General features: G+C 40.1%; 23 protein-coding genes and 1 riboswitch. Of the genes, 17 read left to right on the top strand and 6 right to left on the bottom strand.

What is annotated here, in order from left to right:
- The 5 genes from thiL (at position 1) to AC2SLL_RS03165 (ending at position 6,480) form a co-directional block, all read left to right on the top strand.
- Positions 1-1,050, top strand: a complete 1,050-nt coding sequence (gene thiL / locus AC2SLL_RS03145; protein WP_486530226.1) for a thiamine-phosphate kinase — start codon at positions 1-3, stop codon at positions 1,048-1,050.
- A 130-nt stretch (positions 1,051-1,180) separates the two neighbouring features.
- Complete coding sequence (locus tag AC2SLL_RS03150) at positions 1,181-1,795, top strand: phosphatidylglycerophosphatase A family protein (RefSeq protein ID WP_486530227.1); 615 nt, start codon at positions 1,181-1,183, stop codon at positions 1,793-1,795.
- A gap of 132 nt (positions 1,796-1,927) precedes the next feature.
- Positions 1,928-3,295, top strand: coding sequence for a bifunctional UDP-N-acetylglucosamine diphosphorylase/glucosamine-1-phosphate N-acetyltransferase GlmU (gene glmU, locus AC2SLL_RS03155; protein WP_486530228.1), 1,368 nt, complete (start codon positions 1,928-1,930; stop codon positions 3,293-3,295).
- A gap of 72 nt (positions 3,296-3,367) precedes the next feature.
- Complete coding sequence (glmS, locus tag AC2SLL_RS03160) at positions 3,368-5,215, top strand: glutamine--fructose-6-phosphate transaminase (isomerizing) (protein WP_486530229.1); 1,848 nt, start codon at positions 3,368-3,370, stop codon at positions 5,213-5,215.
- Positions 5,216-5,589: 374 nt separating this feature from the next.
- Complete coding sequence (locus tag AC2SLL_RS03165) at positions 5,590-6,480, top strand: fructose bisphosphate aldolase (RefSeq protein WP_486530230.1); 891 nt, start codon at positions 5,590-5,592, stop codon at positions 6,478-6,480.
- 184 nt (positions 6,481-6,664) lie between these two features.
- Here the strand turns inward: AC2SLL_RS03165 and thiC are convergent, their stop codons facing one another.
- Together thiC and AC2SLL_RS03175 are read right to left on the bottom strand one after the other, a co-directional pair.
- Positions 6,665-8,692: a phosphomethylpyrimidine synthase ThiC gene (thiC, locus tag AC2SLL_RS03170; protein ID WP_486530231.1), complete on the bottom strand. Its 2,028-nt coding sequence runs from the start codon at positions 8,690-8,692 to the stop codon at positions 6,665-6,667.
- Between the two features lie 197 nt (positions 8,693-8,889).
- Positions 8,890-9,016, bottom strand: a riboswitch (TPP riboswitch).
- A gap of 136 nt (positions 9,017-9,152) precedes the next feature.
- Positions 9,153-9,515: a septal ring lytic transglycosylase RlpA family protein gene (locus tag AC2SLL_RS03175; RefSeq protein ID WP_486530232.1), complete on the bottom strand. Its 363-nt coding sequence runs from the start codon at positions 9,513-9,515 to the stop codon at positions 9,153-9,155.
- Positions 9,516-10,250: 735 nt separating this feature from the next.
- Here AC2SLL_RS03175 and pstS point away from each other — a divergent pair.
- The 5 genes from pstS (at position 10,251) to phoU (ending at position 15,435) form a co-directional block, all read left to right on the top strand.
- Positions 10,251-11,429 (top strand): phosphate ABC transporter substrate-binding protein PstS, encoded by a 1,179-nt coding sequence (gene pstS / locus AC2SLL_RS03180; RefSeq protein WP_486530233.1) that lies wholly within the window; start codon positions 10,251-10,253, stop codon positions 11,427-11,429.
- Positions 11,430-11,560: 131 nt separating this feature from the next.
- The gene (gene pstC, locus AC2SLL_RS03185) at positions 11,561-12,511 is read left to right on the top strand and encodes a phosphate ABC transporter permease subunit PstC (RefSeq protein WP_486530234.1); all 951 of its coding nucleotides are present in this window, start codon (positions 11,561-11,563) and stop codon (positions 12,509-12,511) included.
- Between the two features lie 81 nt (positions 12,512-12,592).
- On the top strand, positions 12,593-13,510 hold the full coding sequence (pstA, locus tag AC2SLL_RS03190; RefSeq protein WP_486530235.1) for a phosphate ABC transporter permease PstA: 918 nt from the start codon (positions 12,593-12,595) through the stop codon (positions 13,508-13,510).
- A gap of 59 nt (positions 13,511-13,569) precedes the next feature.
- Positions 13,570-14,490, top strand: coding sequence for a phosphate ABC transporter ATP-binding protein PstB (pstB, locus tag AC2SLL_RS03195; RefSeq protein ID WP_486530236.1), 921 nt, complete (start codon positions 13,570-13,572; stop codon positions 14,488-14,490).
- Positions 14,491-14,685: 195 nt separating this feature from the next.
- Positions 14,686-15,435 (top strand): phosphate signaling complex protein PhoU, encoded by a 750-nt coding sequence (gene phoU / locus AC2SLL_RS03200; protein ID WP_486530237.1) that lies wholly within the window; start codon positions 14,686-14,688, stop codon positions 15,433-15,435.
- A gap of 122 nt (positions 15,436-15,557) precedes the next feature.
- Here the strand turns inward: phoU and AC2SLL_RS03205 are convergent, their stop codons facing one another.
- Both AC2SLL_RS03205 and argH read right to left on the bottom strand, forming a co-directional pair.
- Positions 15,558-15,851 carry an oxidative damage protection protein gene (locus tag AC2SLL_RS03205; RefSeq protein WP_486530238.1) on the bottom strand — a complete coding sequence of 98 codons (294 nt, stop codon included), beginning with the start codon at positions 15,849-15,851 and terminating at the stop codon, positions 15,558-15,560.
- 56 nt (positions 15,852-15,907) lie between these two features.
- Positions 15,908-17,290, bottom strand: a complete 1,383-nt coding sequence (gene argH, locus AC2SLL_RS03210; protein WP_486530422.1) for an argininosuccinate lyase — start codon at positions 17,288-17,290, stop codon at positions 15,908-15,910.
- 129 nt (positions 17,291-17,419) lie between these two features.
- On the opposite strand from argH, the gene AC2SLL_RS03215 reads away from it, so the two are divergent.
- The 6 genes from AC2SLL_RS03215 (at position 17,420) to AC2SLL_RS03240 (ending at position 22,760) form a co-directional block, all read left to right on the top strand.
- Positions 17,420-18,613: a histidine kinase gene (locus tag AC2SLL_RS03215; protein ID WP_486530239.1), complete on the top strand. Its 1,194-nt coding sequence runs from the start codon at positions 17,420-17,422 to the stop codon at positions 18,611-18,613.
- Positions 18,614-18,703: 90 nt separating this feature from the next.
- The gene (locus AC2SLL_RS03220; RefSeq protein ID WP_486530240.1) at positions 18,704-19,441 is read left to right on the top strand and encodes a LytR/AlgR family response regulator transcription factor; all 738 of its coding nucleotides are present in this window, start codon (positions 18,704-18,706) and stop codon (positions 19,439-19,441) included.
- A 150-nt stretch (positions 19,442-19,591) separates the two neighbouring features.
- The gene (gene hemC / locus AC2SLL_RS03225; protein ID WP_486530241.1) at positions 19,592-20,608 is read left to right on the top strand and encodes a hydroxymethylbilane synthase; all 1,017 of its coding nucleotides are present in this window, start codon (positions 19,592-19,594) and stop codon (positions 20,606-20,608) included.
- Between the two features lie 110 nt (positions 20,609-20,718).
- The gene (locus AC2SLL_RS03230; RefSeq protein ID WP_486530242.1) at positions 20,719-21,534 is read left to right on the top strand and encodes a uroporphyrinogen-III synthase; all 816 of its coding nucleotides are present in this window, start codon (positions 20,719-20,721) and stop codon (positions 21,532-21,534) included.
- A gap of 42 nt (positions 21,535-21,576) precedes the next feature.
- Positions 21,577-22,029 (top strand): acyl-CoA thioesterase, encoded by a 453-nt coding sequence (locus AC2SLL_RS03235; RefSeq protein ID WP_486530243.1) that lies wholly within the window; start codon positions 21,577-21,579, stop codon positions 22,027-22,029.
- The gene (locus tag AC2SLL_RS03240) at positions 22,029-22,760 is read left to right on the top strand and encodes a hypothetical protein (RefSeq protein WP_486530244.1); all 732 of its coding nucleotides are present in this window, start codon (positions 22,029-22,031) and stop codon (positions 22,758-22,760) included. Before AC2SLL_RS03235 ends, AC2SLL_RS03240 begins: the two co-directional genes overlap by 1 nt.
- Positions 22,761-22,796: 36 nt before the next feature.
- Here AC2SLL_RS03240 and AC2SLL_RS03245 read toward each other — a convergent pair whose 3' ends face one another.
- Positions 22,797-23,552: an SDR family NAD(P)-dependent oxidoreductase gene (locus AC2SLL_RS03245; RefSeq protein WP_486530245.1), complete on the bottom strand. Its 756-nt coding sequence runs from the start codon at positions 23,550-23,552 to the stop codon at positions 22,797-22,799.
- Between the two features lie 136 nt (positions 23,553-23,688).
- Positions 23,689-24,330 carry a uracil phosphoribosyltransferase gene (gene upp, locus AC2SLL_RS03250; RefSeq protein WP_486530246.1) on the bottom strand — a complete coding sequence of 214 codons (642 nt, stop codon included), beginning with the start codon at positions 24,328-24,330 and terminating at the stop codon, positions 23,689-23,691.
- Positions 24,331-24,650: 320 nt separating this feature from the next.
- Here upp and AC2SLL_RS03255 point away from each other — a divergent pair, with 320 nt between their 5' ends.
- Positions 24,651-25,301: a DNA glycosylase gene (locus tag AC2SLL_RS03255; RefSeq protein ID WP_486530247.1), complete on the top strand. Its 651-nt coding sequence runs from the start codon at positions 24,651-24,653 to the stop codon at positions 25,299-25,301.
- Positions 25,302-25,574: the final 273 nt, after the last annotated feature.

A 25,574-nucleotide genomic window follows, 5' to 3' on the forward strand; every position in this document is an offset into this window, starting at 1 on the left:
GTGACTGAATTTGATTTGATATATCGTTATTTTAAATTAGAGGAAGACAAACCGTCTTCCTCTAGCACATCTTCTGCTTCTATTATTAAAAGCATAGGTGATGATGCTGCGGTAGTTGGGTTCTCAGAAAATAGCCAGATGGTTACCTGTATAGATACTCTGGTTCAAGGTCGCCATTTTAGTGATGACTGGAATCAAATTAATGAGTTAGCCTTTTCTATCGGTTATAAAGCAGTGGCAGTGAATGTTTCAGATATTGCGGCCATGGGTGCAAAGCCTCATAGTTTGTTATTAGCTTTAACGCTACCTAAACGTTTGGCAAATGAAGAATGGCTACGTACGTTCGCCAAAGGCTTACATCATGCTTGCCGTCAGTTTGATGTACGCTTAATAGGGGGCGATACCACACGACATGATAAGTTAGTGTTGAGTGTGACTGCCAATGGCATTATAGAAAACGGTACTCGGCCTATTTATCGAAATGGGGCTAAAGTAGGCGATAAAGTGTATGTCTCAGGAACATTAGGTGATGCCTGTTATGCGCTTAATCATCCACACAGAGCTATAGGTCAGCAATTAGCACACCGTTTGCACATGCCTACGCCGCGCATACATCTTGGTCAGGCTTTAGCTAAATTAGGCAACGTTACCTCTATGATTGATGTGTCAGATGGGCTAGCACAAGATTTAAATCATATTTGTCAGCAAAGTAAGGTTGCGATGCGGCTTAATTTAGAGCACTTACCTAGTAGCGATCCTCTACAGCAGGTTGAGCTCCTAGAAAGGCTTCGTTGCCAGCTGACGGGCGGAGATGACTACGAGCTGGCTTTTACTTTACCTGTCAATGAGTCACAGCCTAGTGGGTTGAGTATTGACTTAAGTAAAGACTTAAATATGAAAGTTACCTGTATCGGTGAAGTAGTGGCCCATAATACTGTCGTAGATAGTAAGACAAATATACATATGGTTTATCGTGGCAGTATGGTTACTGAAAACAGTCCTTATCCGTTCAAATCATTACCTGAGTTAAAAGGGTTTCAACATTTTTGACTAAATCCCATATGCTATTATTCTATGTGTTATTAATGTCACTTCATTATTATAAAAACATAATAGTATCCATCGTGCTAGTTAGTTAAGCTTCTATAAAAGTCTGCTATTGCAGTTTGGTATTCACTTCATGAATAATAATCCTTCAAATCCTGAATCATCTCCAGACCTTTCCCATCAAAAACCTGATATCCGCAAAGCAAATGTTTGTCCTCCTTTGCCACATGACGCTAGTCTTTTTAATAAGATGGTGTATCTACTTGGTATTGGTTTCGGCAGTGGTCTTCCCAAGCGTGCTCCTGGCACATGGGGAACATTAGCCGGTTTAATTGTTGCTATTCCTATTATGTCGCTAGGGTTTCTAGCATTTGTATATATTGTAATTGCGGCCAGCCTTATAGGCGTATGGATTTGTCATCGTACTTCAACAATTATGAATGTTCATGACGACCCGCATATTGTGTGGGATGAATGGGTGGGGATTTGGTTTACTCTTATACCCATGGCCTTTATCATTACTTATATGCCGCAACAGCTAACGAGTACGCTTTATTGGTCGGGTATGGCGTTGGCATTTGGGCTATTTAGATTTTTCGATATTATTAAGCCAAACCCGATTAAATGGGTGGACATAAAGGTTAGCGGGGGGCTAGGTATCATGCTAGATGATATTCTAGCAGGTATCATGGCAATGGTAGCTTGGCTTATGATTGTCGCATTAGTGATGAGTTTTAATCCCGCCTGATTTTTTTGAATATTATTAGTTACCGTGATGTGGGTAATTTATAACTCTTGATATGACCTACTCCTGATACAACTGAATCGTCTTTTGTCTTTTATAACTTAAAAATGTAATTTAACTAATAGACTTATAATTATGAAAAATTCTCTTACCACTATAGTACTTGCTGCTGGCAAAGGAACGCGTATGCAGTCAGCAAAGCCTAAAGTTTTGCAAACGTTGGCAAATAAACCATTATTAGCGCATGTTTTAGACACCTGTCAAAGTATAAATGTTGATAAGACAATTGTCGTGTATGGCTTCGGTGGTGATCAAGTGAAGTCCGCAATGTCTGATTATCCGCTGACTTGGGTAGAGCAAGCCGAACAACTGGGTACAGGTCATGCTGTTAAAGTGGCTTTAGATGAATTACCAAATGAGGGCAAGAGCCTTATCCTATACGGGGATGTACCGCTTGTCACTGCAAAGACACTGACTAAGCTTAAAGAAGCCAATCAAGATGGCGTTTCTATGTTGACCTTAACGGTAAGCGACCCCTTCGGGCTTGGTCGTATCAAGCGTAATTCTCAAGGTAATATCATTGCCATTGTGGAACAAAAAGATGCCAGTGAAGAAGAACAAGAAATACGTGAGATTAATAGTGGTATCTATTGTGTGGATAATACTCTACTACATAAATATCTCCCAAATCTATCAAATGATAACGCCCAAGAAGAGTATTATTTGACAGATATTGTAAAAATGGCAGTTGCAGACGGTATCGCCATAACAGCTATTGAACCTGAGCATGAATTTGAAATTGAAGGTGTGAATAATCGCCAACAGCTCTCGGAGCTAGAACGCCGCTTTCAAGCAAAGCTAGTGGCAGATTTGCAAATACAGGGCGTTCAATTTGCTGATCCGAATAGGGTTGATGTACGAGGTAGTATCACAGTTGGCACAGATGTGTTTGTCGATATCAATGTAATTTTTGAAGGTAGAGTTATTCTAGGCAATAATGTCACTATTCAAGCAGGTTGTGTTATTAAAAATAGCACGTTAGCAGACAATGTTTCTGTTAAGCCTAACTGTGTCATTGATGAAGCGATAATCGGTAATGACGTAAGTATTGGTCCTTTTGCTCATCTTCGCCCAGGAACAATAGTTGACGATAAGGCACGCTTAGGTAATTTTGTTGAGATTAAAAAGTCCCAAGTTGGCAAGGGAAGCAAAGTTAATCATCTGAGCTATATCGGTGACGCACAAGTTGGTGCTGGCGTGAATGTTGGTGCTGGCGTGATAACCTGCAACTATGATGGGATTAATAAATATAAGACAACAATAGGCGACAATAGTTTTATCGGTACAAACTCCTGTTTGGTTGCTCCGCTTACTATAGGTCATACTGTGACCATTGGTGCAGGCTCTGTGATTACAAAAGATGTAGAGGATAATGCGCTTGCTATTGCCAGAGGTCGTCAAGTACAAAAAGACAACTATCAACGTCCTGAAAAGAAGAAATAGTATAATGCGCATAGGCACATTGGCATGTTATTGTATTGGTAATTATTTACAAAAAAATATTAAGGACTCGTTATGTGTGGAATAGTAGGTGCTGTTGCTGAGCGTAATATCTCTCATATTTTATTAGAAGGCTTAAAGAGGCTTGAATACCGAGGTTATGACTCAGCTGGTCTGACCGTGATTCGTAATTCTGAGCTACATCGTGAGCGTCAAGTGGGGAAGGTAAATGAGCTGGTCAAGGCAGTAGATAAAAACCCTGACTTTTTCGAGGGCAAAACAGGTATTGCACATACTCGGTGGGCAACGCACGGCGAGCCAGCACAATGTAATGCCCATCCTCATGTCTCTGGTAAAGTTGCTGTTGTACATAATGGTATTGTAGAAAACTACGCTGAATTAAAACAAGAGCTACTTGATAAAGGCTATATTTTTACCTCTCAAACAGACACAGAAGTAGTCGCTCATTTAGTTGCTGATGCTTATAAACAAACCAACAATTTGTTTCAAGCCGTAGAAAAAGTTATACCACGTTTAGAAGGTGCCTTTGCACTCGGTGTATTACATGTTGATGAGCCAGATACTTTAATAACGGTGCGGTTGGGTTCACCTTTGGTTATTGGTGTGGGTATCGGAGAAAATTTCATTGCCTCAGATCAATTGGCGCTACTCCCCGTTACAAATCGTTTTATGTATCTTGAAGAAGGCGATATTGCCTTGATTACGCGCGATATCATTAGTGTATTTGCTGATGGCAAACCGGTATCACGCCCAGTAAAAGAGCTTGACGCTAAGCAACATAATGCTGATAAGGGCGAATTTAAGCATTATATGCTTAAAGAAATTTATGAGCAACCTGATGCTGTGGCTCGAACTATTGAGATGGGAGTGGACGCTGATGATCTTAAGGTTGAGTTTTTAGCTCGTCATGAAGAGCAATTGAAGAATGTGCGTTATATCCAAGTACTGGCCTGTGGAACTAGCTATCATGCAGGTATGGTGGCTAAGTACTGGTTTGAGAATCTTACTCGTATCCCTTGTTCTGTTGAGGTAGCCAGCGAATTCCGCTATCGCAATCCTGTTGTTGTAGATGATACTTTGATGGTGTGTATTTCACAATCTGGCGAAACTGCAGATACACTTTCGGCGTTACGTGACATTCAACGCCGTGTAAAAGAAGGTAAAGTCAAAGGTCTGGTAAGCCTTGCACTTTGTAATGTGGCTACCTCTTCGTTGGTACGCGAAACCGATATATTTTTACCGACGCTCGCTGGCGTAGAAATTGGTGTTGCCTCGACTAAAGCCTTTACAACCCAATTGGCAGCATTAATGCTATTGGTTCTTAAATTAGGTAAAGTACAGAATCGTATTGAGCAGGCTGAAATCTCTAAAATGATTACAGAGTTACATAATCTGCAAGGTCAATTACACAGTAGCTTGGCATTAGACCAATCCATTGAGCTGTTGAGTGAGAAATTTGAGAATAAAAAGAGTACCATATTCTTAGGGCGTGGTGTGCAGTTTCCAATTGCTTTAGAGGGTGCCTTGAAACTGAAAGAGATCTCATATATACATGCTGAGGGATATGCGGCAGGTGAGTTGAAACATGGCCCATTAGCTCTAGTTGATAAAGATATGCCTATTGTCGTACTTGCTCCAAAAGACAGTATGCTTGATAAGTTGAAGGCCAATATGCAAGAAGTGCATGCTCGACATGGTGAGCTATTTGTTTTTGCAGGCGAATCTAGCAAGATAGAAAGTGACGATCGCTTACACGTAATTAACGTACCCGATGTATACGAACCACTGGCACCCATAGTTTATAGCATACCTGTACAGTTTTTATCGTATCATGTGGCTATTATGAGGGGCACCGATGTCGATCAACCTCGTAACTTGGCTAAGTCTGTTACTGTTGAGTAAGTGATAAGTGCTACAATATTTAGTAAGCCATATTTACCAAGTTTAACACAGTCATTTTGTTTAAATTAATGTGTATTATGGCTTGTGCTCATTTGAAGTAATGTACATTTTACGGGTTAACAACGTCTAAATAGTGTCTGCTCTGTAGCTAACATGACACTACTTTCTTCGAAAGCATGCGTGCTTGATGATAATGTATCCCATTATGACCTTCATAATTTAAATGAAGGCACATCCTAACAAGTAGAATAGAGAATTTGTCATCAACATGTGTTAAATTTAGCAAAAGAAAAATTCGCATTAGCTAGCCAATCAAAAATAGTATTAAATTTTTTGTATTTTAATTACTCTCCTTTTAATTATAGGAAAACATTATGAGTTATCAAAAACAACTAGAAAGAATAAAAAATGACACTGGTTTCATTGCTGCGTTGGATCAAAGTGGGGGTAGTACACCGAAAGCGTTACGTATGTATGGTGTGGAAGAAAATGAATACGAAAATGATGACCAGATGTTTGCTAAAGTTCATGAAATGCGTACACGTATCATGACTTGTGAGTGTTTCGATAGTCAGCGTGTACTCGGTGCTATTTTGTTCGAGGATACGATGGATCGTGAAGTCAACGGTAAGCCAACTGCAAACTATCTTTGGGAAGAAAAAAATATCGTACCGTTTTTAAAGGTAGATAAAGGGTTGGCTGAAGAGATGGATGGGGTTCAGCTTATGAAACCTATTCCTACCCTAAGTACGCTGTTAGAGAAAGCTAAAAACTATCCTATTTTTGGTACTAAAATGCGTTCAGTAATACATACCGACTCACAAAGTGGTATCGAAAAAGTGGTACAACAACAATTTGATGTGGCTAAACAGATTTTATCTGAAGGCTTTATGCCAATAGTTGAGCCAGAAGTAAATATTAAAAGCGATAAAAAACTGCAAAGCGAAGTGTTATTGAAAAAAGAGATTTTACGTAATCTTGAACGTTTAGAGGATGACCAACAAATCATGTTAAAGCTGACTTTACCTGAAGAAGCAGGTTTTTATAAAGAGTTGGTTGATCATCCAAAAGTACTTAAAGTTGTGGCACTTTCGGGCGGATATAGCCGAGATGAAGCGTGTGATCGTTTAAAACAAAACCCAGGTATGATTGCCAGCTTCTCCCGTGCTTTTACCGAAGGATTATCTAAAGGTCAGACAGATCAAGAGTTCTCAGACACGATAAATGCTTCAATTGAAAAAATATATACCGCATCTAAAGTTTAATTTGAACTCAAGTGGTTTTTTTAAAACTAAGCACAGCAATTTAAGTTTTTTTAACTGTATATTCTTTCAACTATATTTGTGTTTAACCATAACCTATTGCAAAAAAGCTTGAATCTGAAGATTCAAGCTTTTTTGGTTTATACCTTAGTTTGACAAAGGTCATATGCTTAAGTGGGATCAACCGTTAAACTTCTTTATAAAGCTGACGGCCCTCTGTATGATACTTTTTCGTCATCTCTTCCATCCCTTTTTGAACCTCTTCAAAACTAGCTTCACCAACTTGACCTACTAGCTCCGTATCTACCTCTTTTATCAGATGGGCTTCATCTTTCAGGTCACCAGAGCTTGGCGTTACAGGTTTTTTTAGACCAGCAGCATATTCACGTACATTTTGAGTGATTTTCATTGAACAGAACTTAGGCCCACACATTGAGCAAAAATGTGCCGATTTATGCGCGTCTTTAGGTAACGTCTCATCATGGTATTCACGAGCTGTATCTGGGTCCAAAGCTAAATTGAACTGATCATCCCAGCGGAACTCAAATCGGGCTTTAGACAACGCATTGTCTCGAGCCTGAGCGCCTGGGTGACCTTTAGCTAAGTCGGCTGCATGGGCGGCAATTTTGTAAGTAATGATGCCATCTTTAACGTCCTTCTTATTTGGTAAGCCTAAATGCTCTTTTGGGGTAACATAGCAAAGCATTGCCGTACCAAACCAACCAATCATGGCGGCTCCGATTGCACTAGTAATGTGGTCATAACCAGGGGCAATATCGGTGGTTAATGGTCCAAGCGTGTAGAAAGGCGCTTCATGACAAATTTCAAGTTGCAGATCCATATTCTCTTTAATACGGTTCATGGCAACATGGCCTGGGCCCTCAATCATAACCTGTACATCATGTTTCCACGCCACTTGAGTCAGCTCGCCAAGCGTACGCAGTTCACCAAATTGCGCATCATCATTTGCGTCTTGAATACAGCCAGGACGAAGACCATCGCCTAAACTAAATGCCACATCATACTGTTTCATGATTTCGCAAATATCTTCAAAATGCGTATACAAGAAACTTTCTTTATGATGCGCAAGACACCACTGCGCCATAATAGAGCCACCACGAGACACAATCCCAGTTAAGCGTTTAGCCGTCAAGGGTACATAGCGAAGTAGTACGCCCGCATGAATCGTAAAGTAATCCACACCTTGCTCGGCTTGCTCAATAAGTGTATCGCGGAATATCTCCCACGTTAGATCCTCAGCAACACCGTCTACTTTTTCTAATGCTTGATAAATAGGTACGGTGCCAATAGGCACGGGGGAGTTTCGGATAATCCATTCACGGGTTTCATGAATATGTTTGCCCGTTGACAAATCCATGATGGTATCGCCACCCCAACGTGTTGCCCAAGTCATTTTTGCGACTTCTTCATCAATGTTTGAGCTAAGCGCCGAGTTACCAATGTTCGCATTAATTTTAACCAAGAAGTTACGTCCGATAATCATTGGCTCAGATTCAGGGTGGTTAATATTATTAGGAATAATGGCGCGGCCTGCTGCTACCTCATCACGCACAAATTCTGGTGTGATGATTTTAGGCGTATTAGCCCCAAAAGTTTCACCTTCATGTTGACGCATGTCAGTGAGTTCATGCTGCTTTTGGGTTTCACGAATGGCGATATATTCCATCTCAGGCGTAATAATACCCTGACGTGCATAGTGCATTTGAGTAACATTGCGCCCAGCTTTAGCACGGCGTGGTTTATCAATATGGGAAAATCGGAGGTTAGCTGTCTTAATATCGCTGGCCCGCTCACGGCCATAACGACTGGATAGGCCCTCTAAAATCTCAGTATCACCGCGCTCTTCAATCCAGCCTTCTCGAAGTTTAGGCAATCCCTTCGTTAAGTCAATATCTACATTCGGATCGGTATAGGCCCCTGAGGTGTCATACACATAAAAAGGTGGATTTTTCTCACCATTCTCAAGGCCGAAACCACCAGTAGGCGTATCCGTAAGCGTAATCTCACGCATAGGTACTTGGATATCGGGACGCGATCCTTCGATATAAACTTTTTTTGAGGCAGGCAGATTGCGAGTTAGATCGCGTGCCTCTTCATCAAAGCGGGCATCTTTTGAAGAGCGATGGGCAGGCGTTTTAATCGTCTTATCTTTTATAGGGTTATCATTAGCGGCTATGGTAGATTGCATGGTCATGGCGTAGTCCTATTTCTATTATTATTGGCAAGTGCCAAATTACTGTTGAAACAGTCAAATAAAAACGACTCGGCTGACAGTGCACACACCCTTAATATTGCTAGTTAATAATAACTAACCCCTATTATAGCTTAACCTGACTCTCATTGGTGTAGAGGCTAGTGGGGATAAAATTATAACTATCTAACAGAAATTAAGGAAGTTTAAGGTGACTTTCCTACGACGGTATTAACCGTATCAGGTTCAACGGGTAATGTCTCAGCGATTAAATCAATTATTAGTGAAACGCTAATAATTGATTTAATCGCACCCCGAGTCGATATTATAGCAATACTATACTAGCAAAGTTTTATCGAAATACCTAATGGTATGCAGTAATGAAGAATAGAGGTGGATTAAAAGGCTTAAGTCGGAGATTCATTCGCTTAATTTAGCTGATTACCTATTTTTTTTTACTTTTTTACTCTTTACGATATTTGCCATCTCCATGACTAAGTACCTCAACGCTTACTTTACATAAATTACATTTGAGGGCGAGATTTGCTTTTTTCGATAAGTCAATGACTCGGCCTGGTGTAAATGGACCACGGTCATTAATCTTTACAACAACGGACTTTTTATTTTTCAGGTTAGTCACTTTTACTTTAGAACCAAAAGGCAGAGATTTATGTGCAGCAGTCATCGAATACATGTTATATATTGCCCCTGACGCCGTTCTTTTGCCATGGAAGCCAGGTCCGTACCAAGAGGCCAGTCCCGCATTTGCAGGAATACTGAGCAAAATGGCTGACGCAACAGCGAATGGCTTGAGAAGTTTCTTCATGGGTATAGCCTTTTATCTGTTAATATTTAGACGAAACATTCCTAAGAATATTTTGAGTTTAGAATAACAAACAGTAAAACAGCGAAGTACGATTATAACTTATTTTGAACTAATTTGTTTTGAACTAATTTTCTGACAGTGTAGCCTATATTAAAAGTAATGACCTTTTATGTCTTAGGAGTTTGTATCGTGTATCATTTGTTACTGTGAAGATAGACGCTGGTGGATACGCACATGTTTAAATCTGCGCGTGAAATAGAAGACAGATGAACCCGCTTCTTTACCATCAAAATATTTATATAATGTTACACTGAAAACAAGCTTAATACCCAATTATTAACCCACATTTACTATATCAAAAGCTAGATTTGAGCCCACAGAACCCTTAGTTGAATAAGGTTTAGCGGTGCTTTTGAGCCAACTAAAAATTATTATATAAAATGTTTTAAGCTATTAATGTTTTCTCAATCTTTCTTGGCATTTTTTAATGTCATTAACTTTGGTTACAAGGTTTTAACAAAAAACGCTTCATTTCATCAAACTGTCATATTAAAGCGTCAAAATGTGCTCAATATCAATAGGGCATAGAAGAATACTGTTATTAACAGTGCGTTCATTAATTATTGTTTAATGACAATATATGATCCTAATACCAGTCATTCGTAGATGTGTTTTTAGTCCCATTACTTATAACAATTATCATATTCATAACTAATTAACTCTTCAGGAGAGACCATGCGTTATTCATTATTGGCAGTAGCAGTAGCAAGTGTATTAACCTTAGCTGCTTGCGATAAAAAAACTGATGACACTGCAACAACTGGTGAAACACAAGCAAACACTACTGAGACTACAGTACCGGCTGAGAATACTACTGGTTCGTCAGCCACTGGTAGCACGGAACGCTATAAAGATATAGAAGGCGTAGAAATGAACGTCAGTGGTGCTGGTGCTTCATTCCCAGCGCCTATTTATCAAAAGTGGTCTGCTGACTTCCAAAGTGCAACTGGAGGCCAAGTAAATTATAACTCTATTGGTTCGTCTGGTGGTGTTAAACAAATTAAAGCTAATACTGTAGACTTTGGTGCTTCAGACAAACCACTTAAGCCAGAAGAATTAACAGAAGCGGGTTTGATTCAGTTCCCAACAGTAATCGGTGGTGTTGTACCAGTTGTTAACGTTGAAGGTGTAGAGCCAGGTAAACTTGTATTGAGTGGTAAAGTGCTTGCTGATATCTACTTAGGTAAAATCACTAAATGGAATGATCCTGCAATTGTTGCATTAAATGAAGGTCTCAAACTCCCTGATTCTAAAATTACCACGGTTCATCGTTCTGACGGTTCAGGCACTACTTTTAACTTCACTTATTATTTAAACGAAGTTTCAGGAGATTGGTCTGCTGTGGGCGTTGATAAGAGTGTCGAATGGCCAACTGATAAATTAGGTACTGGCGTTGGCGGAAAAGGTAACGAAGGCGTAGCGGGTATGGTTGAACAGGCCCCTAACTCAATTGGTTATGTTGAGTATGCTTATGCTAAACAGAACGATATGTCTTATGCTGCTATGGTCAACGCTGCAGGTAATACCGTTCTACCTTCGGCTGAATCATTTGCTGAATCTGGTAATGTTGATTGGTCGAAAGCTGAAGGTTTCTATAAAGTTATCGCTAATTCTGAAACTGAAAATGCATGGCCGATTGCTGCTGCAACGTTCATTCTAGTTCATAAAAACCCACAAAACCCAGAGAAAGTTGCTGGTGTTCTTAACTTCTTTAACTGGGCATATAACGAAGGTGATCAAGCTGCTTTAGACCTAGACTATGTACCATTCCCAGATGAAGCGGTTGCGTTGTTTAAAGAAGAGTGGAAGCAAGTAGTTGGTACTGATGGCAAACCAGTTTACACGCCAAAATAATCTTTAGCTTGTTACCGTTAACGATTATTTAAACAATGGGCAAGTAAATGAAAGTTCATTTGCTTGCCTTTTTAATCTTATAAATGGCAAGAAAGTATTATCCTAAAAAATAAAAATACGTTGGGGTTACAATGTCTGACTTACACGCTCAACTAGCAAAACAAAAAAGAAATGACTTCTTTTTTGTTAACTTGACAAAGTTCTTTGCATGGCTAGTATTGATATCTTTGGGCGGTATCATGATATCGCTGGTTATTGGTGCTTGGCCAAGTATCAAAGAATTTGGTTTTGGATTTTATACCAGCTCAGATTGGAGTACAGTAAATGATGAATATGGTGCCTTAGCGCCTATTTACGGTACGATAGTCACATCGGTTATAGCAATTTTAATCGCTGTGCCCGTAAGTTTTGGTATTGCTATTTTCTTGACAGAGCTTTGCCCTGCATTCCTACGCAGGCCACTGGGTATTGCTATTGAGCTTTTAGCAGGTATTCCTTCAATTATTTATGGGATGTGGGGCTTTTTTGTATTGGCCCCTTTATTTGCCAAATACGTTCAGCCATTCATAATTGAATATTTTGGTCCTATACCTATGATAGGCAGCCTGTTTGGTGGACCGCCATTAGGGATTGGTGTCTTTACTGCTTCTTTAATTTTAGCAATCATGATTATCCCGTTTATTGCGGCAACCATGCGTGATGTTTTTTCAGTTGTGCCAGAATTATTAAAAGAGTCGGCATACGGTGCAGGCGCAACCACTTGGGAAGTGATGTATAAAATTATTTTACCTTATACTAAGGCAGGTGTTGTTGGCGGTATTATCCTTGGCTTGGGCCGTGCCCTCGGTGAAACAATGGCGGTCACTTTCTTGGTTGGTAACACCTATAATATTAACTCTAATTTATTTGGCTCAGGGGTAACGATTACATCATCCATTGCTAATGAATTTGCCGAAGCCTCAAGTGAAATGCATGTTGCCACATTACTGCATTTAGGCTTGATTCTATTTGTTATAACCTTTGTTGTTTTATCAATATCTAAAATAATGTTGTCACGAATTGATAAAAAGGCGGGTAACTAACTTATAGGGTATTAGTAAGTGGTTTTCGGATAATTGGCAGAGAATAGCAGATAATAATAGTTACTTGGCAGGAAGTATATTATGACAACAAATCTAGGTTCAACATCAGTGTCAAAGAATTCAGCAAGCTCAATCAGCTTTGAGCAACGTATGAATAAGTCGCTGTATTCAAAACGCAAAATGTACAATGTCATCGGTCTTGTTTTTGCGATGTGTGCTATGGCATTTGGCTTAATCTGGCTAGGTTGGATCTTGTTTGACCTACTACGTAACGGTATGGAGGCTATGATTACGATGCCTATCTTTACCGCTGATACACCACCCCCAAATTCAATTGGTGGTCTACGAAATGCGATTGTCGGCTCGTTTATGATTGCTGGTACTGGTCTAGTTATAGGCGCACCAGTCGGTTTATTAGCGGGTATTTATTTAGCAGAGTTTTCTCAAGGCTCATGGCTTGGCAAAGCGACACGCTTTATAAACGATATCCTGCTATCAGCACCTTCTATTGTTATTGGTTTGTTTATTTTTACATTAATGGTAAATAATCGCAGCTTCTCGGGGTGGGCAGGTGCTGTTGCATTATCACTTATTATCATCCCCGTTGTGGTGCGTAGTACTGAAACGATGCTTAATCTCGTCCCCAACCAGCTTCGTGAAGCTTCCTATGCCCTAGGTGCGCCTAAGTGGAAGGTAGTAACCTCTGTTACGATGAGTGCTGCTAAGACAGGTCTAATCACAGGTATTCTTTTAGGTTTCGCACGTATTACAGGTGAGACTGCACCTTTACTATTTACTGCATTGAACAATCGATTTTTTAGTTGGGATATGAGTAGTGCAATGGCCAACTTACCTATGACCATTTATCAATTTGCTGCAGCACCAGATGATACTCAAAATATGATTGCATGGGCAGGCGCTTTGTTAATTACCTTTTCAGTATTAGGTCTGAACATTATTGCTCGTATTATCGGCAGAGAAAAAAACAAAACTCGATAAATAAACTAGCACTCTTACTATAGATAATCACTTTTAAAAAGATATTAAAGGGTACCGTCATGACTGACACGTTAGAGAAAAAACCAGTGACTGAAAAAACTAAAGCAAGTACCGGTAACGATACCAGCATTTTAGAAAAGCCGATGCAAACGGGTAATCAGCAAGAGCAACCTGATACTGCAACGTTTACTAAGCAAACAATTGCTGATTTGCCAGCTAATATGCCGCCAGCAAAAATGCAAATACGTGATTTAGATTTCTATTATGGTAATTTTAAAGCGCTTAAAGACATTAATATTGATATTCCTGAAAGAAATGTCACGGCTTTTATTGGTCCATCTGGTTGTGGTAAGTCAACTTTGTTACGCACTTTTAATCGCATGTACGACTTGTACCCTGGTATGCGTGCTGAGGGTAAAATTAATCTTGACGGAAAAAATATTTTAGCAAAAGATGTCGATGTTAACCTACTGCGTGCCCGTATAGGTATGGTATTTCAAAAGCCAACGCCATTTCCAATGTCAATTTACGATAATGTTGCGTTTGGTGTGCGCTTATATGAAAAGTTAAGCAAATCAGATCTAGAAGAACGGGTAGAGTGGGCGCTTAAAAAATCTGCTTTATGGCCTGAGGTAAAAGACAAGCTTAGAGCATCTGGGTTATCATTATCAGGGGGGCAGCAGCAGCGTTTATGTATCGCACGTGCTGTAGCCACTAAGCCTGAGGTATTATTACTTGATGAGCCAACCTCAGCGCTTGATCCAATCTCGACAGGTGCTATTGAAGATCTGATTGAAGACTTAAAGCATGATTACACCATTGCAATCGTAACGCATAACATGCAGCAAGCAGCCCGTGTATCTGATTATACCGCTTATATGTATTTGGGTGATATGGTTGAAATGGGCGAAACTGATCAAGTATTCACTAATCCATCGCAAAAAGCGACAGAGGACTATATTACTGGTCGTTATGGCTAGTTGTTTACTGGTTATTGATACAAACTTATACTAGTGTGTGGTAAATAATGCCAGATAGTTGCATAAATAAGTGCAAATCTGGCATTGTTATTTTACAGTAGCCAATAATAAAAAATTAAAATATATGAGTTTGGATTAGACATAAATAATAAGTGCATTATCAAGATAATAAAAATATTATCAAGGAAAGTGACTATGATACTTGGCGAAAAGCACTCATCTAAAAGTTATAATAAAGATTTACAGCATTCAATCGATTTATTTATGGAAATGGGTCGCTTGGTTAGTGAGCAAGTTACCAAGGCTACTCATGCCTTAATAGACAGCAACGATGAGGTAGCCAATAAGGTAATTCAAGACGATACCCTGATTAATCAGATGGAAATAAAAATTGATGAACTGATTATTTTATTGGTGGCAAAGAGACAGCCAACTGCGATTGACTTACGCTTAGTTATGGCCTTAGCAAAAGGAGTGGTTGATCTAGAGCGTGTCGGTGATGAAGCTTCCAAAATTGCCCGTATGGCGCGTCAATTAATAAAAGATGGTGCCGCACCCGCACCCAGAGGTTATTCAGAAGTTCAACACTTGTCTAATCAAGTGCGTTTGATGTTACTGGATGCTTTAGACGCGTTTGGAAGAATGGATCCTGAGCAGGCATTATCCGTTTTACAAAGTGATGAAGGGGTTAATCTGGAGTATCAGTCTGCTAGTCGATCTTTAATGACCTATGTTATGGAAGACAGTCGACATGTATCTAAAGTCATTAACATTTTGTGGGTTTTGCGTGCTTTGGAGCGAGTAGGCGATCATGCGCGCAATATTGGAGAGTTAGTCATTTATTGTACAAGTGGTAAAGATATCCGGCATACCGATTTTTTAACAGTTGAGCAAGCAGTTCAACAAGCTTCTGAGAATATTGCCGCTCGCAAAGATGACGATTAATGCTTGCGATAAGAATATTGCAATTGGTATGAATTAGAAAAGGCTTGTTAGTAATTATACTAACAAGCCTTTTCTAATTCATACTGACTCATATTGTTGGTAGTGAATAAAACTAAGCCGTATTATTTATTTACAGGAGTCCAGCCTTGGGGGCGCTCATAATCAGTATTGTCTAAGAACTTCTCTCTTTGCTCTTTAAGAAATATCTTAGCTTCAGGATCTATCATACTGAGATGGTTCTCATTAATTAACATAGTTTGATGCTCAAGCCATTCATCCCATGCCTTTTTGGATACCGTGTTTTGAAGTTCCTCACCTAATTTATTTGGAAAGGGAGGCTTTTGCATTTTTGGCAAGTTTTGCTGATATTTTCGACAAAACACCATATTAGATCTTGGATCAAAAGTAGCAGTCATTTTATTATCCTTTTTTATATAGCAAATCGTTAATTTCTTTTAAGATAACTATTTTATTATTTATAGTTTCTAAATTTATCTAAGCGTTGACGCCCACGACCCACAGCATTTAATACTTGGTTTGGTGCTGTGCCGCCAAGATGGTTACGTGCGGCAAGCGAGCCTTCTAAGGTAAGGTAATCAAAAACGTCATCACCAATAGCACTGCTAAATTGTTGTAGTTGTTCGAGTGATAATTCACTCAAATCAACGCCCTCTTTTATACCCAGAGCCACTGCATTTCCCACAACTTCATGGGCATCACGAAACGCTACGCCTTGGCGCACTAAGTAATCGGCTAAATCCGTTGCCGTGGCGTAGCCTTTCATGGTGGCAGCGCGCATATTACCCTTATTAGGAACTATATTAGGTAACATATCCCCAAAGGCAAGTAACGACCCTGTTAAGGTGTCAACACAATCAAATAATGGCTCTTTGTCCTCTTGATTGTCTTTGTTATATGCCAATGGCTGGTTTTTCATCAACGTAAGCAGGGTTGTAAGCTGACCAAACACACGAGCTGCTTTACCACGAACAAGCTCAGGTACATCTGGATTCTTCTTCTGGGGCATAATCGAAGATCCAGTACAGAATCTATCTGGTATTTGTACAAAGTCAAATTGTGCTGACATCCATAAGATAATCTCTTCACTCATGCGTGATAAATGCATCATAAGGATAGCAGCCGCTGAGGTAAATTCAATGGCAAAGTCTCTATCAGACACAGCATCTAGTGAGTTTTGGCAGATACCTTCAAAATCTAATAGCTCGGCAGTTATAGTGCGATCAATAGGAAAGGTTGTACCAGCAAGTGCAGCACTGCCAAGTGGCATCTGATTTATACGGCGTCGCGCATCTATTAGACGCTCAGTATCACGATTTAGCATCTCAAACCAAGCCATGACATGATGCCCAAAGCTAACAGGCTGTGCAGTTTGCAGATGAGTGAATCCTGGCATAATGGTGTTGGTGTTCTGCTCAGCTAAATCTAATAAGCCTGACTGCAGGCGTACCAACAGTTCGATGATGTTATCGGTTTCTTCTCGTAACCATAAACGAATATCAGTAGCCACTTGGTCGTTACGGCTGCGTCCTGTATGTAATTTTTTCCCAACAGTACCAATCAAATCAGTTAAGCGAGACTCGATATTCATATGAACATCTTCAAGTGAAACTGACCACTCGAACTGCCCGTCATCAATCTCTTTTTGGACTTTTAGTAGTCCCTCAATAATAGTACTGACTTCGTCATTCGTTAATATATTACAGCGTCCAAGCATGGTCGCATGTGCAATGGATCCTGCAATATCATGCTTGGCAAAACGTCGGTCAAATCCTACGGATGCAGTAAAGGCTGCAACAAAGCTATCCGTGGCTTCACTAAAGCGACCACCCCACATTTGCTGTGTTTTGCCCTGCTGAGTAGCATCAGATGTGGTAGAATCAGCAGAGGTATTGTTATTATTCATATGGAAGAGCCTATATTAAGGGAGTAAGGTTTTGAATCTATTATTGAAGGTAATTGTTTTGTGAGTAAGTGGTGGCAATCATATAAAACTAAATCCCGTCAAAAATATAACAATGCCAGTATAGCAAAGGACGAGGTTGCCATGCTAGCTGAGCGATTGGAGTTTTTTGTCCCAAGGTTTAGTAATTGTTTTACGCTTCTTGAAGTAATCTTATATATCGCTGGTTTAACACTTTTCATTGTTGGATTAAAAGTAACTTGCCAAATTCATGGGCTAGGAATGGTCAGTTGGTATGAGACCTTTGATTGGCAGACTTTGTGGGGCTTTTACGTATTGCATTTGTTTTCAATTATTCTGACAACCGTACCCGCACTTTATTTAATCGATTCACAGCGAGAGACTTTAAAAACGCAAAAACTTTTCGTGGCATGTAGCAAACTAATAGCGACAATGATGTTTACTGGAGCATGCGCTATTATAACCGTTTTGTTTTTAGCTAAGCTCTTAGGCTTTTATTCGCTAACCATTAAAGGATTGCTTCTCGACATTTTGTTGTTTGAAATTTTTGTAATAATGAGTACAAGTGTTATCTTAGTCTACTATTGGCGTAACTACAAAGCTCTTCAAGCTTTACATTTATCTTTTGAGCAAAAGCTAGATAGACTTAATCAACACATTCAAGCTCGACTGGCACCGCATTTTTTATTTAATACATTAAATACCTTGTCGTCATTGATTGAAACCGATAGAGATGAAGCCAACGATATGTTGCAGCATGTCTCGCATTTAATGCGGACTACTTTTGATGAGCCAACTGAAAGCAGTTTAGAGGAAGAGCTAGAGATTTGTCGGCATTATTTAGCCATAGAGAGCTATCGTTTACAAGATAAGCTAACGGTAAAGTGGGATCTGCCTGATGAAGACATCCTCTATGATATGAGTATAACATCATTAACTTTGCAAACCGTGTTAGAGCAGACAGTTCTGCATGTGGTAGAGGCAACTACAGAACCCGTATACATCTGTATTGAGATTAAGTGGGAAAATCATATTGTTAATATTGAGGTATCAGCGACAACATCAAAAAATGTTTTGATTGATCATTATGACGTTGCCAATCGAATTAATTTTCGGGTTCAAGAAAATTATTTACAAGCGCACTTTGGTGAATCAGCTAACATTACGATGAAATGCAAAACTCATGAAGTTATCAGTACTATTTGTTATAAATTGCACGATGCACTGGTCAGCTAAGACTGTGGATTTTATTTAATTCACAGCATAGTGATGAATAAAATTATATAAAAAAGATAAGTTATAAAAATAAAATTTAAGGAGTGAGCAATGAGGTTAGTGGTCTGTGATGATGAAGCCTTAGCAAGAGCGAGGTTAATAAGGATTTTGACCGATGCAGGGCACGAAGTTGTTGCACAAGCTGGTACAGGGCTAGAAGCATTAAAAGCTGTAAAAACGCATCAGCCAGATGTTCTGTTACTCGACATTCGAATGCCAGAAATGGATGGTGTGAGCTGTGCAGAAGAGTTGAATAAATTTGAGCACCCGCCAGCTATTATTTTTGTTACGGCATATGATCATTATGCTATTGCTGCTTTCAAAGCGCATGCCATCGGTTATTTACTAAAGCCTGCCAATAAAGATGAACTATTAAAGTCATTGACGAAAGCCAGCCACCTAAATATTGCCCAATTAAATGAGTTACGCAAATTAAGCGATCCAACAGCCCGCCCAGCTCGCCAGCACATCTCAGCACGTACGCATCGAGGTGTGGAGCTAATTGCCCTGAATGATATTTACTATTTTTCTGCCGATCAAAAGTACGTTAAAGTTCGCCACAAAGATGGTATTGTTTTAATTGATGAGACGCTAAAAGAGTTAGAGCAAGAATTTGCAGATAACTTATTTCGTATCCATCGCAATGCATTGATTAATCTTGATTATCTAGAGCTATTAGAAACCGTTGATTCAGGACAGTATCAAGTCTGCTTCAAAGGAATCGATGAAAAACTAGCTGTCAGCAGGCGCCATGTGCCTGTATTACGTGAAAAGATTCAAAATATGTAAGCACTGGTCATCTGATCGACTATAACAATACATTTAGCAGGTTCAGCAATATACATATGCTCACTGTAAAACGTCCTTATTTATGATTAAATATTAAATAAGGGTGTTTTTCCAATTACCTTAATATCAATATCTAAGTATAAAAACTATATGACCACACCTCCTAAACATACGACGCCAAATACGCTTAATATAGCGACTCGAAAAAGCCCATTAGCCATGTGGCAAGCAGAACATATTAAATCGAGGCTCGAGTCTTTATACCCCGATTTAAGTGTTAATCTAGTTACTATGGTAACGAAAGGCGATAAAATTTTAGATACCCCACTCGCTAAAATTGGCGGTAAGGGGTTATTTGTTAAAGAGCTTGAACAAGCACTTTATGATAAACGGGCTGATATTGCTGTTCATTCATTAAAAGATGTTCCAATGGTATTACCAGAAGGTCTGATGTTGGGTGTCTATTGTAAACGTGCTGCCCCAACAGATGCGTTTGTTTCAAACAGTTATGAAAAATTAGATGATCTTCCACAAGGTGCTGTAGTCGGTACTGCTAGCCTACGTCGACAATGTCAGCTAAAAGCGTATCGACCCGACCTAGTTATTAAATCGTTACGAGGCAACGTACAAACCCGTCTCAGTAAGCTGGATGCCGGTGAATATGATGCTATTATTTTGGCAACCAGTGGCTTACAGCGCGTTGAGCTAAGTGACCGCATCCGAGAAGAGTTGGATATTGAAATTTGCCTACCAGCTGTTGGGCAGGGCGCTTTGGCTATTGAGTGTCGCAGTGATGATGAGGCTGTATTAAAACTATTAAAACCGCTGAATGATGGTCAAGCCCGCATACGTTTAATGGCAGAACGTGCCCTCAATCGTCATCTTGAAGGCGGCTGTCAGGTGCCTATCGCTGCATTCGCGGTTATTGATACTGATGAAGAGGCTGGAGCCTCGCAACATAGTAAGTCGTTATGGTTGCGTGGTAGAGTGGGTTCAGAAGATGGACAAACGCTTATTAAGGCAGATAAACGTATTGCATTAACTGGCAATCAAGCGGATAGAGAGGTGCAAGCCCAACAACTCGGCATAGATGTGGCGAAACAGTTGCTCGAGTTAGGGGCAGATAAAATATTACAGGCTATCTATACAGTTAATAAAAGCGTTTAACTTATATTTTACCTATAACTTATATTGTATCCATCACTTAGTTTGTACCTATAACTCAGTCTATAGAACTAAGCGTATATAACACATCGTATATAACTAAGGATGTTGTAATGATATTTATCAATACGCGTCCAGCAAATCGAGCAAAGAGTCTGACAAAAGCGATGCAAGCTCGTGGCTTAAAGGTACTAGAGTTGCCATTGCTTGAACTAAAAGCGCTTGCTATCAGTGAAGGCGAGCAACATTACCAGCAGATTTTTACCTCGACTCATCACTATCAAGCAATGGTCGTAGTCAGTCCAAGTGCGGCTCGATTAGGTTTGGCCTCGTGTCCAAAAGGGTTTGTTCCAAATTGTGCGGTTATTGCAGTGGGACAAGCGACGGCTACCGTGTTACAAAAAGCAGGGTGGGATGTGCATTGTCCAGAGGAGTCAAGCAATGAAGGTATGATGCGTATGGCTGAGTTGGCAAAACTTAGTCAGGGTCATCATGTGTTGATTTGGCGTGGCCGCGGGGGTCGACGTCTGTTAGTAAGTCACTTACAGGATAATGGTGTGCGAGTGGATGCCATTGCATGGTATCAGCGTCAATGTCCCCAAAATTTAAAGTCTAAGTTTAAGGCTATAGTGCCAAAAATTGTTCACTTCTCTAGTGATAAAAATAGACATACTAACCAAGGCAAAAGTATCGTATTGATTAGTAGTGGTGAAGCCTTTACTAATTGGCGTTGGTTAATCGATGAATTACAGATCGATGAATTACAGAGTGATGTACCGCAATACAGTCTAACAGATTTTCGCTATTTAACTTTTGGTCAGCGTCTTAGTGATACTTTGATGGCTTTAGATTTAGAATATGTCCGTATTGAAAGTTTATTTGATGAAGAGGTTTGGCGTGGTGTGGTTGCGCTAAAATCACATCAATAATTAGAACCACTCACTATATTAAGAATCACAGTAGGATGAACGATGAAAGATACTAATAAACCTGACGCCTTACAGGGATTTGCGAGCGTGTTTGAACAAGAGGTTATATGGAATGACATGGATGCCTTTAATCATGTTAATAATGTCGTTTATTATCGTTACGCAGAGACTGCTCGTATAAACTATTTAGCCCAACTCGGTATGTTTGATAACGACATAACCATTATTCTCGCCCACTCAAGCTGTGATTATTTAGCCCCAGTTGTTTATCCTGATACGCTGCTCATTGGGGTGCGTACCAAAAAGCTTGGCACTACCAGTTTGGTTGTAGAATACAGCTATTTTAGTCAGGCTCAGCAAACCATTGTTGCTACATTAGAAGCTGTTATGGTTCAGTTTAATAAAGACGCTACTACAAAAGTTGCTTGGACAGCCGAAGAGCGTGATAAGATTTTAGCGCATGAAAAGTCGGCTAGTCATACCCCGCAATACTGATGTTATCCATATTCAATCGTCAAACGAGCAGTCAGCCTCCGCAACTGCCCAAACTGGATGAGAGTTTGTATCCTATAAGTGTGCAGGCGCAAGTTTTTGCCACGCCTAGTGAGCTACTGCTTGCAGCTGTCGAGGGTATTGAAGATAATAACAGTCATGACGGTTTAGGTTTCAAAGAATTTAGCGACCTATTACAAGATAATGATGTCTATCAGCATTGGGTAAATTTCACTGTTTTTGGCAGATATATTCAACGCAGTTTCAGCGCATTTTATCGTCAAACTGAAGATGTTTTCAATGCAGATATGCCAGACTTGCTGCGCCACGAGCTGATGCGCCATACTCAGCGCTTGCCAAAAGGTCAGGTATTGTTCTGTGGCAGCAATATTCCCGCTTCGGTTCGTCAAGAAAAACTCATTATATCGACACTTAGCCCCTATGTTGCTATAGAGCAAGCTCACCGTACAGTCAATTTAGTGGGTCACAAGCAACAGGAAGGTTGTGGATCCATCATTGTGAATCAATTTACTGTGAAGAGTGATAATGTTAAAGCATTTGCAATAAAGCATAATAAGCGCACCTCAGAGCGGTATCGTCATGAGGTGATGATTTTAGACTTTAAATCTTTGCGCTTGATCACTGAGAAAAAAGTTAATGAGCAAGGGGTTATCACAACAAATAACCTGAGAAAATTTCCACCAGTTCTACTGCGCTTATATGACATTAGCTAGTCTTGAGAGAAGCATGACATCTGATTATGCCTAAGGTTACCCTTTATCTTCTTTGGCAATAGTGAGTCCGTTATAAGTTTGCGCAACGGGCATGACTTCCAAGAAGTTGACATTCACATGAGATGGCGACTCAATAAGCCATAGTAAAATATCTGCAATATCCTCAGCACTCATGGTTTTAAAGCCCTCGTAAACTTTAGCTGCTTTTTCATTATCACCATGATAGCGCACAGAAGAGAACTCAGTGCCCCCAACGTTACCCGGTTCAAGATTGGTCACTCGTACTTTAGTACCAAGCAAGTCTGCACGCAAGTTTAGACTGAACTGCTTCACAAACGCTTTGGTAGCACCATAAACATTTCCGCCAAAATATGGCCAGCTACCCGCAATAGAGCCTAAATTGATAATATAGCCTTCATTACGCTCAACCATTGCAGGAAGTACGGCGTGAGTAAGTGCTATTAACCCTTTTACATTCGTGTCAACCATTCTCATCCAATCATCTACATCTGCCTTATATGCTGGCTCAGTACCAAGTGCAAGCCCAGCATTGTTAACCAGAACCTCAATTTTCTGATGGCTTGCAGGTAGCGATTGCAGTGCTTTTTTAATAGATGCGGTATCCGAAACATCCATTTGCAAAGGAAAAAAGTTATCTCCCAATGCTTGTTGCATTGATTCAAGTTTCCCAATGCGACGAGCACAGCCGACAACTTTATGACCTTTTTCAACCAGTTTTTTAGCTAAAGCTGCGCCAAACCCTGCACTTGCACCTGTTATCAATATAATCATGCTAAATCCCTATTAATCATTGTCTGTTAAGTTGAGTTATCTGTTCATTTATAGTTGTCAGTTAGATATAGGCATCTTTCAAAGAATCATTGAAACCTGTTTAACTGACCAATGTAGTATTCAGCGGATGCGAAAGTTAGTACTTCGTTCCAAATATTTTGTCGCCTGCATCGCCTAGACCGGGAATGATATAGCCGTTTTCATTAAGATGACTGTCTAAAGAAGCCGTATAGATTTTCACATCTGGGTGAGCGGCATTGACCGCAGCCACACCCTCTGGTGCAGCAACCAAGACCAAGGCTTTAATATCACAGCAGCCTTTTTGCTTGAGCATTTCAATGGTGGCTACCATGGAGCCTCCTGTTGCCAACATAGGGTCGATAATGAGAGCAGGGCGCTTGTCCACATCATCTACCAGCTTCTCAAAAAATGGCACAGGTTCAAGCGTCTCTTCATCACGTTGTAGGCCAACCATAGAAATCTTAGCCGTTGGAATCAAGTCCAGCACCCCATCAAGCATCCCTAAACCCGCACGCAAAATAGGCACAACAGTGACCGTCTTACCCATAATCTGTTCACCGGTTATCTCAGTGTCATCCCAGCCTTGCATGGCAAACTCTTCGATTTCGAAATCACGGCACGCCTCATAAGCCATCAAGCGAGCAAGCTCTTTGGTTAATGTGCGAAACTTATAAGTACTACAATCCTTTGCACGTATCAGGCTCAGTTTATGGCGTACTAAAGGATGAGTAATTATTTCTATGTTATTATTTTGCATAAAACCTCTGTGACCCCTGTCTGTTATACTTGTAAATGGCTTGTATTAATGGTTGATATCGTATTCTACTCTAAGTGGTTGAGCGTACTGTTAACCAAATAGTGCCTATTGAGTCTTTGAGAGTCACTGTCTACTTTAATACGCACTTTCTTTTAGATATATTTTAGTCATCGATCAATAAAAACGATTATACCAATAAAATAAAAACAACAGAAAAAAATCCCAATCTAGATATTCTATATAAAAAGGGATTCAAAAAATCAGCTTATCATATGTAAATAAACAAATAGCTATTCAACTCCAAGGAGTTAGTCAACTTGATGAACCACAGCTTAACTAGCCAGAAAGAGGAGGATCCCAGCATTAATCTGCCAGTCGAAACCCATCCTTTTGCGGCAGTCCTCCCCAGCAACGCCACTATCATGATGATGGGCACTTTTCCACCTACATCAGACAAATGGGGTATGCCATTTCACTATCCTAACTTTTATAACGACATGTGGCGTATCTATGGCCGGGTGTTTTTTGATGATGCTGATTACTTTCGTGATGGCGATAACAAGGGTTTTGACCCCGAGCGTATCAAAGCATTTATGAAACAGCACGCCATTGCCTCATGCCCGACGGTAAAAAAAGCCATCCGCGAGCAAGGCAATGCCGCAGATAAACATCTCACTATTGTTGAAACTGTTGACCTAAAAGACGTCTTAGCAAAAGTACCAAAAGTGCACACGCTATTTACCACGGGCGGCAAAGCAACCGAGATTCTCTTGGGGCTTCTGGCTAAAGAACAAGGCAAACCTATTCCCAAATCCAAAATGCCCAAAACCAATCAGCATATCGACTACGCCTATGCAGGGCGAGACTTGACCCTATATCGCTTGCCATCCACCTCTAGAGCCTATCCCTTGTCGATAGACAAAAAAGTCGACGCCTATCGAGCATTTTTTAAACAGGTAGGTAAGATATAAAACTTCAAAACATTAGCTTGAGCACATCCAGCTTTCCGCTACTATCTACTTGACTAAGCAAGATGCAAGGCTAAAGCCTTAACTGTCTCCTGCTTCGCGAGCCACTTAACGCCAAGCCTTGGCAACTCGCTTAGCCAAGCAGTATATTTGCTCCAATCTGGGCTAGCGGTCACATCAGCCGATTACCACTAATTATCGTGGTTAAAACTAAATATCTTTATCTGTTTAATATCTCTAAACATACCCTATCACAACGACACCCAAACAACGTAC

The organism is Psychrobacter sp. CX97, from assembly GCF_057396285.1.